The organism is Bradyrhizobium tropiciagri (assembly GCF_018130505.1).
Classification (GTDB): domain Bacteria; phylum Pseudomonadota; class Alphaproteobacteria; order Rhizobiales; family Xanthobacteraceae; genus Bradyrhizobium; species Bradyrhizobium tropiciagri_B.
The window spans coordinates 371,507-387,770 of the sequence record NZ_JAFCKH010000009.1; the positions used below are offsets into that span (position 1 = coordinate 371,507).

General features: G+C 63.9%; 15 protein-coding genes and 1 tRNA gene. 9 read left to right on the plus strand and 7 right to left on the minus strand.

What is annotated here, in order from left to right; genetic code table 11:
- Positions 1-14 precede the first annotated feature (14 nt).
- From JQ633_RS24215 to JQ633_RS24225, 3 genes are all read right to left on the minus strand, one after another.
- Positions 15-1,136, minus strand: a complete 1,122-nt coding sequence (locus JQ633_RS24215) for a serine hydrolase domain-containing protein (RefSeq protein WP_211987569.1) — start codon at positions 1,134-1,136, stop codon at positions 15-17.
- 93 nt (positions 1,137-1,229) lie between these two features.
- Positions 1,230-2,429, minus strand: coding sequence for an ATP-binding protein (locus tag JQ633_RS24220; protein ID WP_211987570.1), 1,200 nt, complete (start codon positions 2,427-2,429; stop codon positions 1,230-1,232).
- A gap of 154 nt (positions 2,430-2,583) precedes the next feature.
- On the minus strand, positions 2,584-3,312 hold the full coding sequence (locus JQ633_RS24225; RefSeq protein WP_211987571.1) for a response regulator: 729 nt from the start codon (positions 3,310-3,312) through the stop codon (positions 2,584-2,586).
- Between the two features lie 118 nt (positions 3,313-3,430).
- On the opposite strand from JQ633_RS24225, the gene JQ633_RS24230 reads away from it, so the two are divergent.
- The 7 genes from JQ633_RS24230 to JQ633_RS24260 all read left to right on the plus strand — a co-directional run bounded on the left by JQ633_RS24230 (position 3,431) and on the right by JQ633_RS24260 (position 11,200).
- A complete protein-coding gene (locus JQ633_RS24230) occupies positions 3,431-3,922 on the plus strand; it encodes an EF-hand domain-containing protein (RefSeq protein WP_211987572.1) in 492 nt (163 codons plus the stop codon).
- Positions 3,923-3,984: 62 nt separating this feature from the next.
- Complete coding sequence (locus JQ633_RS24235; RefSeq protein WP_249159590.1) at positions 3,985-4,383, plus strand: VOC family protein; 399 nt, start codon at positions 3,985-3,987, stop codon at positions 4,381-4,383.
- 1,343 nt (positions 4,384-5,726) lie between these two features.
- Positions 5,727-7,142 (plus strand): cytochrome P450, encoded by a 1,416-nt coding sequence (locus JQ633_RS24240; protein ID WP_211987574.1) that lies wholly within the window; start codon positions 5,727-5,729, stop codon positions 7,140-7,142.
- Positions 7,139-8,155, plus strand: a complete 1,017-nt coding sequence (locus JQ633_RS24245; RefSeq protein ID WP_211987575.1) for a terpene synthase family protein — start codon at positions 7,139-7,141, stop codon at positions 8,153-8,155. Before JQ633_RS24240 ends, JQ633_RS24245 begins: the two co-directional genes overlap by 4 nt.
- A 34-nt stretch (positions 8,156-8,189) precedes the next feature.
- Positions 8,190-9,422 (plus strand): cytochrome P450 family protein, encoded by a 1,233-nt coding sequence (locus JQ633_RS24250; protein ID WP_211987576.1) that lies wholly within the window; start codon positions 8,190-8,192, stop codon positions 9,420-9,422.
- 14 nt (positions 9,423-9,436) lie between these two features.
- Positions 9,437-9,934, plus strand: a complete 498-nt coding sequence (locus tag JQ633_RS24255) for an aromatic-ring-hydroxylating dioxygenase subunit beta (RefSeq protein ID WP_211987577.1) — start codon at positions 9,437-9,439, stop codon at positions 9,932-9,934.
- Positions 9,935-9,946: 12 nt separating this feature from the next.
- On the plus strand, positions 9,947-11,200 hold the full coding sequence (locus JQ633_RS24260) for an aromatic ring-hydroxylating oxygenase subunit alpha (protein WP_211987578.1): 1,254 nt from the start codon (positions 9,947-9,949) through the stop codon (positions 11,198-11,200).
- 190 nt (positions 11,201-11,390) lie between these two features.
- On the opposite strand, the gene JQ633_RS24265 is transcribed toward JQ633_RS24260, so the two are convergent.
- The 3 genes from JQ633_RS24265 to JQ633_RS24275 form a co-directional block, all read right to left on the minus strand.
- Positions 11,391-11,465, minus strand: a tRNA-Val gene (locus JQ633_RS24265).
- A 146-nt stretch (positions 11,466-11,611) separates the two neighbouring features.
- On the minus strand, positions 11,612-12,910 hold the full coding sequence (locus JQ633_RS24270) for a hypothetical protein (RefSeq protein WP_211987579.1): 1,299 nt from the start codon (positions 12,908-12,910) through the stop codon (positions 11,612-11,614).
- Between the two features lie 130 nt (positions 12,911-13,040).
- Entirely contained in the window at positions 13,041-13,646 is a 606-nt protein-coding gene (locus JQ633_RS24275; RefSeq protein ID WP_211987580.1) for a DUF1134 domain-containing protein, read from the minus strand.
- A 151-nt stretch (positions 13,647-13,797) separates the two neighbouring features.
- Here JQ633_RS24275 and JQ633_RS24280 point away from each other — a divergent pair, with 151 nt between their 5' ends.
- Positions 13,798-14,262 carry a YHS domain-containing (seleno)protein gene (locus tag JQ633_RS24280; RefSeq protein ID WP_211987581.1) on the plus strand — a complete coding sequence of 155 codons (465 nt, stop codon included), beginning with the start codon at positions 13,798-13,800 and terminating at the stop codon, positions 14,260-14,262.
- Positions 14,263-14,276: 14 nt separating this feature from the next.
- Here the strand turns inward: JQ633_RS24280 and cysQ are convergent, their stop codons facing one another.
- The gene (gene cysQ / locus JQ633_RS24285) at positions 14,277-15,104 is read right to left on the minus strand and encodes a 3'(2'),5'-bisphosphate nucleotidase CysQ (protein ID WP_211987582.1); all 828 of its coding nucleotides are present in this window, start codon (positions 15,102-15,104) and stop codon (positions 14,277-14,279) included.
- 242 nt (positions 15,105-15,346) lie between these two features.
- Here cysQ and chpT point away from each other — a divergent pair, with 242 nt between their 5' ends.
- Entirely contained in the window at positions 15,347-15,994 is a 648-nt protein-coding gene (chpT, locus tag JQ633_RS24290) for a histidine phosphotransferase ChpT (protein WP_211987583.1), read from the plus strand.
- The last annotated feature ends 270 nt before the right edge of the window (positions 15,995-16,264 follow it).

Sequence of the window (16,264 nt, forward strand, 5' to 3'; positions counted from 1 at the left end):
CGTCGAGTTTCAGTTCAAGGGTGAGCGCCGGCATCGGCCTGCAGGATCACGCGCCGCGTTGCCTGGATTTCGCGTTCGACATTCGGCAGGCGATCTCGCATGAAGAACAGGCCGTAGAGATCGTGCCGTCGATCGATCCATGGATAGGTTCCGAACGCGCCCGGGCTTGACGCCACGTCGCAGGTCCGGTCGCGCCGCATCGCTTCGCACCAGTTGCCGAGCGCATATTGCAGCCTGCGCCGCGTCCCGATTGCTTGAACCGCAATGCGCGCGCCGAGCGTCTGCGCACGCTCCATCTCCGCGATGGCTTGCTCGGAAAGAATTCGCTTCCCTTCATATCGACCGCCGGCAGCCAGCATGGTGAGGAATTTTCCGTAATCCGCGGCTGTCGTGACGAGCCCGCCCTGAAGGTTGGGATTGCGGATCTCCGCGGTGGAAAGCTCGGGCCAAAGTGGATTGCCCCAGGACGTATGCTCCATGCGAAGCGGACGCGCGATGCGCGCCTCGAACAGTTTGGTCCAGCTTTCTCCCGTGGCTTGCTCGACGAGCGCTCCGGCCACCTGAAATGCGGGGCCTCCGTAGCGGAAGACCGTTCCGGGTGCATCCTGCAGCGGCAGTCGAGCGATGGCGGAGGCGGAATCCGCCAGCGAAATCCGCGGGTCCTGGCGGATATCCGCCAATCCTCGCAGCCCGCCCTGGCCCGAGGTGTAGGACAATAGCTGGCGCAGCGTGATCTTGCCGGCGGTGCCGGTGAAGTTCGGCAGCCGCGCCCCGATCGGCTCGTCAAGCGACAGCTTGCCTTCGTCGACAACGGTCATGACGAGGGCCGCCGCCACCCATTTCGATGCGGAAGCCACCGGGAAGTGCGCGTCCGGATCGATGTCGCCGGCATCGACACGATAGAGCTGCTGGCCGTGGCGGAAGACAATCAGCGTCACTCCCCTGATTGCATCCTGCCGGATGATTTTTTCGAGGCTGGCAACGACATCGGCGGGGGGCGGCATCGGCGCGGCGATGGCAGGAACGAACGCCGCCGCCATCAGGCAAGCCAGGATGATGAGGAGGAGGACGAATAGCGCGTCCCAGAAAATCCGGGACATGGCTTGTCCGGCCTTCCTCAAGCGTTCGGGCGGCATGTGTGGGGACTCCTGATGAAGGAGCCATAGTCGATGCGAGCCGCTTCTGCGGTGTGAACTGGCGGTAACAGAATGTAACGTGCGGCCGCGGCCTCAGTCGGCGGCTGGCAGGGAGAGGATAGCGCAGAGGCCGCCTTCACTCCGGTTCTCGATCTTGAGCTCTCCGCCCTGACTTTTCGCCAACGCGCTCACGATCGCGAGGCCGAGCCCTGCACCTCCGGTCTGCCGGCTGCGCGAGGGCTCCAGTCGTTCGAATGGCTTTAGTATCCGCTCCAGTTCATCGCCGGGGATGCCCGGCCCCCGATCCGCAATCGACAGGCGGATCGTGTTGCCTTCCCGCAGCGCGCCGAGTTCGGCGGTCTTGCCGTAGCGCAGCGCATTGTCCGTCAAATTCGCGAGCATGCGCCGCAGCGCCAGCGGGGCGCATCGCGCGTCGAGACGTTCGGCGGTCGGGGTCTCGAGCGTGACCGGCTCGCCGATTTCCTGCCTGATCCGCGTCAACGACGCCAGTTCTGCGACAACATCGCAGCGTTCAGGCGGCCTGTCACCGGCAGCCGTCGTTTCGCGCGCGAAGACCAGCGTGTCGTCGAGCAGCAGGCTCATGTCGTCGAGATCGCGGATCGCACGCGCATGCTGTTGCGGATCGTCGATGAAGTCCACCCGCAGCCTGAGACGCGTCAGATAGGTGCGGCAATCGTGGGCGATGGCGGCAAGCATTCTGGTCCGCTCGTTCATCAGGCCGCGTATCGTATGCTTCATGTTGTTGAATGCGACTGCAAGCTGGCCGATCTCCGTGGCTCCTGTCGCCGGCAGGTCGGGGGTGTTGATATCGACGGCGAGATCGCGGGTCGCCTGCGCCAGGTGCCGCGCGGGCAGCACAACCGCGCGAATGCAGTAGAGAAGCACGAGCAGCAGGATCACCGTGGCGGCGCCACCAATGATGGCAAAGCGCGCCACCAGCCGCTGCAGCAGCATCGGGGCGCGTTCAACCACGAGAAGATCGCCCGTGTGCAGGCGGACGAGCAGACGCACGGCGCCCGGCCGACCCGCCGCGGCGTATCCGCGCTCCTGCATTGCCTGGTCGCCGCGCCCTTCGACGCGGAAGTCACGCCCTTCGAGCTCAGCCGCATAGTTGTTATAGAGCCGGGTCAGATAGGGGGCAGCCTCGTTTTCCGCGAGCGGCTTGGTATCGGGTGACGGCGTTTCCAGATGGACGATCAGGGATCCGATGTTCAGCGCTGCGACCAGCAGGTCGCGCTGCTGACCGGATGCGGCTTCGAGGGCCCGGGCCATTGCAGCCGCTTCCCGCGGCGAGACGAGACGGAATATCGCGGGTCGGCCGTCCGGCCATATCACGGCAGCCGCAATCACGATCTGGAGGAGAACGAGGCCGAGAAGGAAAGCCGTCCCGATTCGAAAGGCAAGGCTTCCAAGGACACCTCGCATGTCAGCTCCGGTCTCGGTCGACCGTTGCCGAGAACAGATAGCCGCCGCCGCGCACGGTCTTGATCACGGACGGTACCTTGGCGTCGTCTCCCAGTTTCCGGCGCAGGCGGCTGAGCTGAACATCGATGGTGCGGTCGAGCGGTCCCGCGCTGCGGCCGCGTGTCCAGTCCAGCAACTGGTCGCGATTGAGGACGCGTTGAGGATGGGTGAGGAATACCATCAGGAGATCGAATTCGCCGCCGGTCAGATCGACGGGATCGCCATCGGGATCCCGCAGCAGGCGCGATGCGGCGTTCAGGCTCCAGCCGGCGAAGCGATAGAGGTCCGGCGGGGGATTGGCTGCGACGCGATGAACGTCGCGCGTCCGGCGCAGGATCGCTCGCACGCGTGCCACGAGCTCGCGCGGATTGAACGGCTTGCCGAGATAGTCGTCCGCCCCGATTTCCAATCCGATAATGCGGTCCAGATCATCGCTTTTCGCGGTGACCATCAGAACGGGGGTCCCCATCGGGCCGGTGCGCAGACGGCGGCAGATCGAAAGGCCGTCTTCGCCGGCGAGCATCAGATCGAGCACGACGAGGTCGACGCGGCGCCGCCCTAGCTCGCGATCGAGATCGTCCGCGCCGTTGCATAGCGCGACTTCGAATCCCTCGCGCAGCAGCAAGCCGCCGACCAGCGATCGGATCTCCGGATCGTCCTCGACGACGGCGATGAGAGTGTCTTGAGCCAAAGTCCCAACTCCTCAGCCAGCTACACCGGAACAAAGCGGCAGAAAAAGCACGAAAACGGCATCGATACACTTTGTTACATTAGGTCACGCTCGGCTCACATCCTGAATACAGCGGCGCATGAAGAGGGTGACCCTGACTTCTCCAACAGAGGTGCGCCCGATGCGTCGTCTTCTTGTCCTGGTTTTTGTTGCCCTATCCACATCCGGTTGCGCCCTTGTCGCGCGGAATGCCCTTGCAACAGGCGCGCGGTCTGATCCGGGCCAGATGCTCGCGAATGCCGACACCAACGGTGACGGCAAGATCACGCGCGCCGAATTCACCGCGGCGCGGGCCGGCCTGTTTGCCCGGCTCGACCGAAACGGCGACGGCTATCTCGACAAGCAGGACGCACGCCGGCGGCTGCTGGCGCGCCGCGACGATGATGGCGGCCGCCTGCAACAGGCCATGGCAATGCTCGACAAGAATGGCGACGGCCGTGTCAGCCGGGACGAGTTCGTCAACGGGCCGAGCCTGCTGTTCGATCGGGCGGACACCAACCACGATGGCATCATCGACGCGCACGAGCTCACCGCATTTCAGGCGCTCATCGCCTCGCGGCGCTCGCAATAGAACCGAGCGGACAAGAATTCCACGAGCTGAGACAGGAGTTCAAAGTGAATGCAAATCGATCGATGCCGGAAGCGCGCGTCATTCCGGAGCTGGCCTATCGGGAGGTCGGCGAGGCCGCTGACTGGCTCTGCAGGGTGTTCGGATTCAGGTTGCGCCTGCGCATAGGTCATCACCGCGCCCAACTCGACATCTGCGGCGGCGCAGTCGTTCTCACCGAAGCCGGTGCAACATCGTCGTTCAGCCATCCGGAGAAGCGGTTCGGTGTCATGGTGCGCGTCGATGACGTCGACAGCCATTATGAGCGCGCGTTCCGGGCAGGCGCGTCGGTTTCGGGGCCGCCGACCGACTATCCCTACGGAGAGCGCCAATATTCCTGTCGCGATCCGGCCGGATACGTCTGGACCTTCTCGCAGACGATCGCCGACGTCGCACCTGAAAGTTGGGGTGGCTCGCTCGTCTAGCGCTCACTCGGATCCGCGCGGCCGCCGATACACTCCGTTACGTTTTGATGCGGGCGGTACATTCCGACGCAAATGGCCGAAGTGACTCTCCCGCCATGACGCTCGTCTCAGGATGCGGGCGTTCAAACTGGAAGGATCACATCATGAAAGTTGCAATCAAAACCATCGCGCTCTCGGTCTTGCTGATGATCGGGGCGGCATCGGAGGCCAGCGCATGGACGAGGACGGGCAGCGTCACGACGCAACGCGGAACCTATACCAGAACCGCGAGTGGAAGCTGCGGCGGCGGGACGTGCTCGCGCTCCGCGTCGGTGACCGGTCCCAACGGCCGCACCGTATCCCGCGCGGGCAGCATCTCGCGCACGGGCGTTCGCAGCTATGCATACAATCGAACGACGACAGGACCAAACGGCGGAAGCGTCAGCCGAGGCGGCTGGTTCCGGCGCTGGTGACGGCCAGGCGAGATGCACGATCGGATTTCTAGAGGAGGAGGACGTGACACGTCACGTCCTCCATTCCACCGGTGCGCTGCAGACGTATGGCTTGACTAAAAAGGGAAAACGTCCTGGCGGTTGATCGTTCTCGGTGTTGACACTTCCAATCCGAGTACACACATGCGCATGCCCGCAACTGGTGACGTTGCGGATTAGGGCGCCTGGCGCGAAGTGTATTCCCTCGAAAGTGAGCAAGTCCCAACCGGGGCCTCAAGAAGGCCGATAATTCAGATTCCCGCCTTGCGCCGCTCGCTCGCGATCAGCGGCTGACCTTCAGTAATGCGACCACCAACATCCGCCGCGGATCGACTTACCGGCGGGGCGCGGCGTTCCTCGTTGAGTCGTTGTCTCTCGGCGACCACGTCGCCATCGTTCAGCGATTCGGCCAATTATCGAAAATGGCATTATAAATATAATATCACTGCAAGTTGATGCGCGATTCGCGGCGTCATCTTGAGATCGATACTTGCCTCCACTAGTTTCCGCGCATCGATCTGGAACTACATGAGGCACCATGCGCCAGGACTTGTCGCGCATCACATCGCCCACCGAAGTGCAATCCCGCGGGCATCACGGCAATCGTGCGAGAGACAAGCTGCGGGCTTTGCGTCATCACCCGCGGCTCGCAGTGTTCGGCAATCGTCTCCGCCCGGCGTGCGCGCGGTCCGATAAGTATCGGAGATAACGTTCAACAACGACAGGTGATGAATTCCGATCGTGCCCGATGAGTTTCGGCACAAAGCAGCTGCGTGACGAGCCGCGAAACTCGCACCTTCCCCGATCGAGAACGCTCCCCCCACATCCACGGTCCCGGCGGGCAATGCCGCGCGACCAGTAAGGCTTGCAGCAATGTCAGATTCCGCGAGCGACCACGCCCTGCGCAGGTCGCGTACCATATCGTCGTTCGAGCGTCGTTCGGTCGCGATCGATGCGTACGACGTTCCTGGTCGATGGCCTGTTCTCGGCCACATCGTGCCGATGCTAAGGCGTCCGCTCGAGTTCCTGCCCGGCTTGGCGAGGTACGGGGAAGACGTGGTCCGACTGCGGTTTGGAACGCTTCCCGTGTATGTCCTGACGCATCCTGGTGCGGTGCGCGAGATGCTGGTTCCGGGTGATCGGGCCTACAAGCGCGGACGCATCTTCGAGAAACTCGAGCCGGCGTTGGGCAAGGGCATAGCAACGGTGTCCGGCGCTGAACACCATCGGCAGCGCAAGATGTTGCAGCCGGTCTTCACGCGGGAGCGGATCGCCAATTACGCGGCAATCATGGGGGCGGCGGCCCGGGAGACCGTTGCAGGCTGGTGCGACGGCGATCAGATCGCCGTCGACACCGTCATGAATGATCTGGCGCTCACCGCGCTGACAAGAAGCCTTTTTCGCTTCACGGCGAGCCCCGAAACCGCCGAGGCCATCAAGGACGGAATGCATCAGCTGACGCGTGGGCTGTTGCTGCGGACCATTCTGCCGACGGCCTGGGAATCGGTGCCGACGCCTGGAAATATTCGCTTTCGACGCGCCATGGCGAGGATGCACCGCGCCATCGATGACGTGATCCTTGACTACAGGAAGGCCGATCAGGATCGCGGCGATGTGCTTTCCGCTCTGCTCGCGGCACGCGACGATGACGGGCAGCAACTCTCGGACAGCGAAGTCCATGCCCAGGTGATGACGCTGGCATTGACCGGCATCGAAGCGCCCGGGGCTGCGCTCGGCTGGGTGATGCACGAGATCGGCAGCAACCCCGACGTGGCGCGCCAGGTCCGCGCCGAGCTCGATGCAGTGCTGGGCGGGCGTCTTCCCACCTACGACGACCTGGAGCGGCTGACTTATCTCGATCGCGTCATCGACGAGGTACTGCGGATGCATACGCCGCTGGTGTTCATGCGCCGCACGTTGATCGATGTGCGCATTGGCAACACGACGATTCCAGCCGATTCCGAGCTGGTCTACAGCCCCTATCTGCTGCACCACGACGCGCGCTGGTTCCACGATCCCTATCGTTTCGATCCGGATCGGTGGCTTCCGGAGAACAGGCGCCGCATCCCGAAGGGCGCGTTCATCCCCTTCGCGGCCGGCGCCTATCAATGCATCGGCAAGCTGTTTGCCACGGTCGAGCTGAAGATGGTGACCGCCGCGATCTGCGCGAATTGGCGGCTTGAGCCGGTCGCCGGCGCCGAAGTCCGCGAGATCGCAACCGCGCTGGTGCGCCCCAACCATCTGCCGATGACCGTTCATCGTCGCAACCAGGCCGGAGCGTCGTCATGAAGCCCGTTCTGCTCCCGGAGTTGGTTCTGCCGTTCCGGACGGCCATGCATCCGAGATCTGCCGAGATCCAGGCATCGACCGAACGTTGGTGTCGCGAGTTCGACCTGTTGCGCTCGCCGTCGGTCGCGGCGAAATTCCACGCGCTCGGCTATGGACGCGTGATGTCGACGCTGCTGCCGCATGCTCCGTTTGCCGGGCTTGCGTTGGTGGCCGACTGGAACAGTTTCTTCTTCATCACGGATGATCAGCAGAACAACGCGGTCCGGACCGACCGGACGCGTGCGTACGAAGATCTGATCGAAGGCATGCGCGCGGCCATCTCGGGACAATCCGGCGCCCCGCGAGCAGGGCGCCACCCGCTGTTGGGCGCTCTCGACGACTTGCTCGACCGCAGCGTGCCGCGACGGCCTGCCTATTGGGTGGCGAGGTTTCGGCGAAATCTCAATGCGTGGCTCACCGGGCACCTCAGCGAGAACGCCTACCGCGTGTCGGGCTCCATACCGACCATCGAGAGCTACATCTCGGTGCGACGCGATGCGTCGACCGTCTTCCCGACGCTTGACCTCGTCGAGTCGATCGAAGGCGCGCACATTTCGGACGCGCTCTACGCCAGCGACGATTTCCAAACGCTGCTGCTTGGTACGGCGGACATCATGTGCTGGGTGAACGACATCCATTCCCTGCATATGGAACAGGATGATCCGATCAACTTTGTCACGGTCCTCGCGCACCATCACGGACTCGACACGCAACAGGCGATTGACGCCGTAACCGCCCGCATCGCATTGCGCGTGAATGAGTACCTTGCCGCGGCGGCCGCCCTGCCGGACCGCATGGACGCGCTCGGCATCTACGACGACGCGCAGCTGTCGATCATGCGCTACGTGGCCGACCAGCAGTCGTGGGCCGCGGGGATGGAGAAATGGGACCGGACGGACACGATCCGGTTCGCGATCTCCGAAGCTCCGGAGCCGAAGAAGTCGCCGACGTACACAGATGACCTGTTTGGTTGAGGCGATGCTCTCAACAGAATTTCGGAATCCACCAATGACAAATTCGTTCTTCTTGCCGGTGCCGGGCGAGCCACTCCCGTTGACCTACGCGCGGTTCCGCGAGGCCGGACCGGTCGTTCGCGTCACGCTACCCGGCGAGGTCGCGGCCTGGGCCGTCACGACCCACGATGCCATACGTGAGGTCTTCGCCGGCGACAACAAGACGTACGGCAAGCACTATTCGCACTGGGCAGCTCTCCAGGAGGGGAGGGTCCCGGCCGACTGGCCGCTGCTTCCCCTGGTGCGCAGCGAACACATGCTGATGCGCGACGGCGCCGCGCATCGGCGACTGCGCGGGCTGCTCTCGAAGGCGTTCACGCGCGCGCGTATCGATGCGATGCGGCCCTGGATCGGAGGCATCGTCGATGAGCTGCTGAACAATGTGACGGCAGAAGGAGCAGACGGCCGCTCCGCCGTCGATCTGGTGCCGCATTTCACGGAAGCGCTTCCGATCGCGGTGATTTGCCAGCTCTTCGGCGTCCCTCAGTCGCAGCGGCCAAGCCTGCGCGAATGGACACGGGTTCTCGTCTCCCAAGCGGGCCCGCCCGAAGAGATCTATGCGGCCCATCGAGACCTCGTCGCTCTTCTCGAACGACTGGTCGAGGACAAGCGCCGTGAGCCGGGCGAGGATCTCACCACGGCTCTCGTGCGCGCGCATGACGACGAAGACAGTCTGTCGACTGAAGAGCTCGTCGATTCGCTTTTCCTGCTGCTGATCGCGGGTCATGAGACCACGGTGCATCTCCTCGGCCACGCCATCGTCAATGTGCTCAAGCACCCTGATCAGTTGATGGCGCCACGGCGCGACGGCCTCTGGGACGATCTGGTGGAGGAGACGTTGCGGCTCAATCCGCCGATCTCCGGCGTCATCTTCCGCTATACGCTGGCGCCGACCGAAATCGCCGGGGTGTCCGTCCCCGCCGGCGAGCCTCTGCTGCTATGCATCGGCGGAGCCGCGACCGATCCCGCACGATACGGCCTCTCCGCAGCGAAGTTCGATGCGGAGCGCGCAGACAAGGGGCATCTGTCGTTCGGGCATGGCGTGCACAACTGCCTTGGCGCTCCTCTCGCCAGAATGGAAGGCAGGATCGCGTTGGCGATGCTGTTTGAGAGATTTCCAAATATGGCGGCGGCCGTCCCTCTCGAGCGTATCGAGTACTCGCAGTTTTTCCTTACGCACGGGCCGCTGGTGCTGCCGGTGCTCCCGTTTGGTCCGAACCACGCCTGAGCCGGGATTGATCGATGTCTGCAGATATGAGCGCTACAACCCTCGACCATCCGCTGAAGATCCGCGTGCGCGAGCTCTATGAGGAGTATTTCGCGTGTCTCGAAGCGCAGGATCTGACCGCGTGGCCGTCGTTCTTCACCGAAGACGCCGTGTACCTCGTTCAATCGGATCAAAGCCACCGGAGCGGGCTGCTGATCGGTGACATCTACTGCGACGGGATCGCGATGTTCCGCGATCGGGCCGCGGCCACGGCCAACACCTCGGTCCACGCACGGCAGACGATCCGTCATTTTCCGGGGGCACTGAAACTGGCCGCCCGCAAGGGTGATCTGGTTTCAAGCACGATGTCCTATCTCGCCGTGCGTTCGGTGACGGACGAGGCGCCGACGTTCTTCTCGGTCGGACGATCAATCGATGAGATAGCGGTGAATGGCGACCGGCTTCGGTTCGCCCGTCGCACGGTGATCTACGATCACGACCGCATCGACAATTCGCTCGTGTTCCCACTTTAAGAGAGAGCCTCAATGCAGCAAGTAAACCTCTCCGAGTCCCGGAATTCAGACAACTCGCCGGTGCGAGCGTGGCCGAAGGACGACGTGTCGCGCGTGCCCTATTGGCTGTATGTCGATCGGGATCTCTATGACCGTGAGCTTCAGGCGATGTTCTATGGTCCGACCTGGAACTATGTCGGGTGCGTCGACGAGGTCAGGCAGCCGGGAGACTACAAGAGCAGCTGGATCGGCGAACGCAGTGTCATCGTCACACGCGACCATGACGGCGCGCTATCCGTTCTGGAGAATGCTTGCTCCCACAGGGGCACGCGTGTCGTGTGGTGCGCCAAGGGCAACGGTAGCCGCCTGACGTGCCCTTATCACCAATGGTCGTTTTCGCTGAAGGGCGATCTGGTCGGCGTCCCCTTCAAGCGTGGATTGAAAGGGGAGGGAGGATATCCTTCGGACTTCGACACGGTGGATCACGGCATTCGCAAGCTGAAGCATGTCGAACGCGGCGGCTTGATCTGGGCGACGTTCTCGGAAGATCCGCCGGATCTCGAAACCTATTTCGCCGAAGCCCTGCCAGGGCTCGACCGGGTGTTCTCCCGGCCAACCCGCGTGCTCGGTTATCAGCGGCAGCTGCTATCCTGTAACTGGAAGCTGTACATCGAGAACCTGCGCGATCCGTATCATGCGACGCTGTTGCACACGTTCTACGTGACGTTCGGGTTGCTGCGTGCCGGCAACAAGTTCCTGCTGGGGACCGCGGCAGGCGGAGCCCACTCCGTCACAGTCACCGAAAATACCGGAAAGAAGGAAAAGGATTCGACCGGCGAGATCGGCCGCTTCGGAGAGGGGCTAACGCTGGCGGACCCGACACTCGTCACCCCGATTCCTGAATTCGCGGACGGCAAGGTGACCGGCGGCACGTTGCATCCCAGCAGCGTGATGCACCAGCAGGCGAACAGCATCGCGATCAGGCATCTGGTTCCGAAGGGGCCGGGCCAAACCGAGCTGATCTGGACCTTCTTCGGCTACGAAGGCGACACCGAAGAAATGACTCTCCGCCGGCGCAAGCAGGCCAACCTGTTCGGCCCCGCCGGCCTGGTCTCGGTCGACGATACAGAGGTGTTGAAATTCGTCCAGGCGACAGCGGAAAGCTATCAGGATCACGTCGGCTTGGTCGAGTTTGGCGGCCGCGATACGGCTGATACCAGCCACATGTTGAGCGAAGGACAGATCCGGGCGTTCTACAAATACTATCGTCAGGTGATGCAGATCTAAGGCTGGGGGAAGCGGCGTTCATCGTGCGGGATGAGCGCGGAAAGGTGTGCAAGCCGTCCGGAGATGGGAGAGGCGGTAGCGCTCCACCTGCAACCGCCGCAAGGCGCGATGCGCCCGCATCGTGCCCAGTGGTTTGAGGGCACTCTTCCGCGGGGATCGAGCCGGTAACTAGTTGATTTATTGAGATGAATGGTGGACGCACAAGGGATCGAACCTTGGACCTCTCCCGTGTGAAGGGAACGCTCTCCCGCTGAGCTATGCGTCCGGGATCTAACGTGCGAAGGGCCGCTGGTCGGCGGCCGGTCGAAAGGCGCTTCGTCAGAGCGTGCGATTTACGAAGTGCCGGGTAGGGGTGTCAAGCCAAGACCGCGAAATGGCGCTCGAAATGCCCGTCGAATTGCCCTGTTGAAATCAAGCTCCTTGCTGGCGGGCCCGGGAGGCGTGCGACTGCAGGGCGCGGATGCGCTCGGCGAGCGTCCCGCCGCCTTCGGGCATCCCGCTGGCGGCGGCGACGCCGTTTGCGGAGCCATTGGCAGGTCTCGTGGCGGTCTTGGCCGGCACCGTCGGCTCCGCGGCCAGCATGGCCTCGATCGCCGAATTCGGGCCCTCGAGCTGGATCGCGAGCTTGGCGACTTCGGCGGCGATGTCGTTGATGCGCTCGCGCAGCAGCGCGTTCTCCATGCGCTCGGTGGCCCACGAGCTTTCCGCCTGCTGCTGGATCGCGTTGATGTCGCGCTGCAGCTTGCCGCGCTCCTCAAGGGAAATCCGCAGTTGCTCCTCGGCCGCCGCCTTCTCCTGGCGCAGCCTCTCGAGCGCCGGCGACTTGCCGCCGCCGTCGGTCGCGGCGAGCTCTTCGCGCAGTTCCTGCAAGGCGCGCTCGGCGGCGGCGTTGGCCTGCGTGAGCTGGCCATTCTCGAATTCACGCTCGGCGAGCAGCTTGCCCTGGGTCGCCAGCCGGCTTTCGAGGTCGTTGACGCGGTTGCCGAGCGTCTCGGCTTCCTTGACCTGGGCAATCAGCTGGCGGTCGAGATCGGTGACGCGGTGGCTGAGATTTTCCACCCGTCCGCGCGCATCGGTCAGGTCGCGCGTGACCGTTTCCGACTGGTTGCGTTCCTGGGCGAGGCGGGCCTCGGTCGCGGCAAAATCCCGCGCGGCATCGCCGACCCGGTTCCGCAATTCCTCGACCTGCGTCCGCACTGCGACCAGCTCGATCTGGCGGCTGTCGGCCGTCATCGAGCGGTCGTTGAGTGCAGCATTGATCTTGCCGAGCTCGGCCTGCTTGTCGGTCAGCGCCTGCTCGGCGCTGCGCAGCAGCTCGGACTTGGCGGAGAATTCCCCCTCGGTGGCGCGCAGCTGCTCCGTCGTCGCCTTCTCGCGCGCCTCCAGCGCGAAGATCGCGGCGTTCTTTTCGCCCAGCTCGATCTTCATGCGGTTGATCGCGTCGGTCTTCTTGCCGAGCTCGGCGAGCTGGCTGGTGGTCTTGCTCTTGAGCTGGTCGACGCTCATCTCGAGCCGGCGCGCGGACATGGCGAACTCGGCGCGGAGCTGGTCCTTGTCGGCCTGGATCTCGGCCATCGACAGCGGGGTGGCCGCCTCCAGGCGCTTCGTGGTCAGCCGCACCGCGCGGTTGTGCACCAGCGGCACGATCATCAGGCCACACAGCATCGAGATCAGGAAACCGATCGCCGCGTACATGATCGGTTCGATCATGAAGGGTCACTCCAAGCAAAGAAGGAATTGTTAATCACAATGCCACGGCGGGCCGGCCGAAGGCCAGCCCGTTTGCCGCGTTAACGTGAATCGCTAACCGTACTGATCGCAATCACAGCCCGGTGATGGCCTAGAACGGGTTCCAGGTCGCGCGCGGGGTGTATTTCAGGTACCCGACATTGGCGCCGAGCCGCAGGCCGATGCCGGAGCGGATCGGCACCAGCACGATGTTGTTGGAGGTCAGCGCCGTCATGCCGAAGCCGCCGACGATATAGGCCGAGCCGTCGATGCCGACGAAGCGCTGGTAGATCGCCTGCGTCGAGGGCAGGTTATAGACCAGCGTCATGGTGCGGGCGCCGTCGCCGCCCCAGTCGAAGCCGACCGAGGGACCCTGCCAGTAGACCCGGAGGTCGCCGGCGTTCTTGGTGTAGAGCGTGCCTTCGCCGTAGCGCAGGCCGGCCACGAAGGCGCCGGAGCCTTCCTCGCCGAGCACGTAGCCGTTGGGCAGGCCCCATTGGCTGACCGCGCGCTCGATCACCGAGGCGAGCCCGCGCGAAACATTGCCGAAGAACTTGTGCCCGGCGTTGGTCAGTTCGTCGGGCCCGTAAGTATACGGGGTCGATTCACGCTGTGGCGGCGGATATTGCGGCGGCGGGCCCTGTTGCGCGGATGCCCCCGCCGTCCAGCACATCAGCGCGGCGAACCCGACCGCGGCAAGGCGTGATGCGAATCTCATTAAGAACCCCTGCTATCGAATTCCGGGTGCCGCCTTAACCTGATGCCAACAAGCACGGCTCTAGGTTGCGCCCGGTGTCCCCTCGACTCGGATGTTATCGGTAGCAACTATGACGGCACAACGGCAGGAAAGATATGGTTGGTGCCGTGGAATGGCCTTTTTCGGCCTGTTGGCGGGCATTTTGGCGGCCATCGGTGTTGATGCGGCCGCTTGGGCCACCACCACCGAGCGCGTCGTGACGAACCGCTATTCGGGCCTCGCGATCGAAGGCTTCGATCCCGTCGCCTATTTCACCGATGCTGCGGCCACCCAGGGCCGGCCGGAATTCGAGGCCGCCGAAGCCGGCGTGGTCTGGCGTTTCCGCAACGAGGGCAACCGCGCGTCGTTCGTGGCCCATCCCGAGATCTATGGTCCGCAGTTCGGCGGTTACGACCCGACCGATCTCGTGCGCGGCGTCAGCTGCGCGGGCAACCCACGGTTCTGGGTGGTTGCCGGGAACAGGCTCTATCTGTTCAACCGCGAAACCAGCCGCGATGCCTTTGCCGCCGATCCGGCACGCTTCCTCAAGGAGGCGAAGATGCGCTGGCCCGAGGTTCAGGAAAGTCTCGCGCAGTAATCAGAAACGCCGCATCAAGATGCGGCGCCTGGGTCGCCCCAGGCGATGAACTCCGGCACCAGGAAATTCTCGCGGCCGAGGCCGAATTGCAGTGGACCGCCGTTAGCGTCGGTCACCTTGCCGCCGGCCGCGACGACGACCGCGGCGCCCGCGGCAACGTCCCATTCGGATGTCGGTGAGAGGCGGGGATAAATGTCGACCTCGCCCTCGGCGACGCGGCCGAACTTGACCGCCGAGCCCAGCACGGCGCGGACCGCGTTTCCGCGTGCGTCGATGAAGCCCTCGGTGCGCGGATCGCCGTGCGAACGGCTGACCGCCACCGTCCACGGCTGACCGCGCGGCGGACACGGCCGGGTCCTGATCGGCACCGCCTTTGCGACCGTGCTGCCGTTCAGCGTCAGCCGTTCCGAGCCCTTGCCGACGATGCCGCGCCAGATCAAGCCGAGCGCGGGCGCGCCGACGATGCCGAGCAGAGGCGCGCCGCGCGTGACCAGCGCCAGATTGACGGTGAACTCGTTGCGCCCGGCGACGAACTCCTTGGTGCCGTCGAGCGGATCGATCAGGAAGAAGCTGTCCTTGTAGGGCGGCGTCGCCAGGTGAACGCGTTCCTCCGACAGCAGCGATACATGCGGCGCCAGCCGTCCCAGCCCTTCGACGATGATCTGGTCGGCGGCGAGATCGGCCTCGGTGACCGGCGAACCGTCGCTCTTGCCGGTGACGTCCATCGTGGAACGGTTGACCGCGAGGATCGCCTCGCCGGCCCGGATCACCAGTTCGGTGAGTGATTCGAGCAGCGTCGCTGCGCTGTCGCAGCCGATCACCGGCGGTTCTGCCTCATTCATGGGCGAATCTCATATCCTGTTCGTGTTCCCCTGAGAACATGATGCGATGACAAGGCAGCGCATCATGTTCTCATGCCGTTGTTTGAGCATGATCTTTTTCGGAAAATCGGTGCCCACTTTTCCTGATCATGCCTTATAAGCCCCGCCGCAAGCTGGCAGCATGCGTCTGCGCGGTGTATCAAGCCCACAGGCATGCATGATTCGCACTCCTCCCGCGGCGTGCGGCTTTCCAGGAACAATCAATGTCTGGCACTTCGTCTCCCGGTCCCGCCCCCGACGCACTCGAACTCGCGGCGCTGCTGTGCTCGCGGGTCTGCCACGACCTCATCAGTCCGGTCGGCGCGATCGTCAACGGGCTCGAGGTTCTCGATGACAATCCCAAGCCCGAGGACCGCGATTTCGCGCTCGACCTGATCCGCAAGAGCGCGAAGACCGCCTCGGCGCGGCTGCAGTTCTGCCGCCTCGCGTTCGGCGCCGCCGGGTCCTCCGGCGCGCAGATCGACCTCGGCGATGCCCAGACCATGGCGAAGGGCCATCTCGAGGACGGCAAGATCACGCTGAGCTGGAATCTGCCGCGACTGCTGCTGCCCAAGAACCGGGTCAAGCTGCTGCTCAACATGCTGGTGATCGCGCAGCAGACGATTCCGCGCGGCGGCACGCTGACGATCGATCCGGTGGGCGAGGGCGAGGCGATGAGCTTCCGTATCACGTCCGCCGGCCTCAATGCGCGCGTGCCGCAGAACATCGTCGATCTGCTTAGTGCGACGTCGTCCAACACGGTGGATGCGCACGCGGTGCAGCCGCATTACACGCGCCTGCTGGCGGATGCCTGCGGGCTGAAGGTGACGCTCGTGCTCGACGGCGACAAGGTGATTATCGCCGCGTCCTGAGACGCGCCCTGGGCGAACTTCGTTAATCAGGCGTTACCAGCGGCTGCGCGATTTGATCGCGCAGCCTTATCTATTTGTTGATCCCGTTCTTTTCCATTTACTCAACCAAACTTAAACGCTTTGCGGAGAAGCTGGCCCGGTTCCGTTAGGCGCGTCGATGTCGCGCGCCGCTGCGTATTTGAAGGTTGGTTTCATGGACGATCTGTTGCGCGAGTTCCTGACGGAGAGCAGCGAGAGCCTGGACACGGTCGACAACCAGCTGGTGCAGTT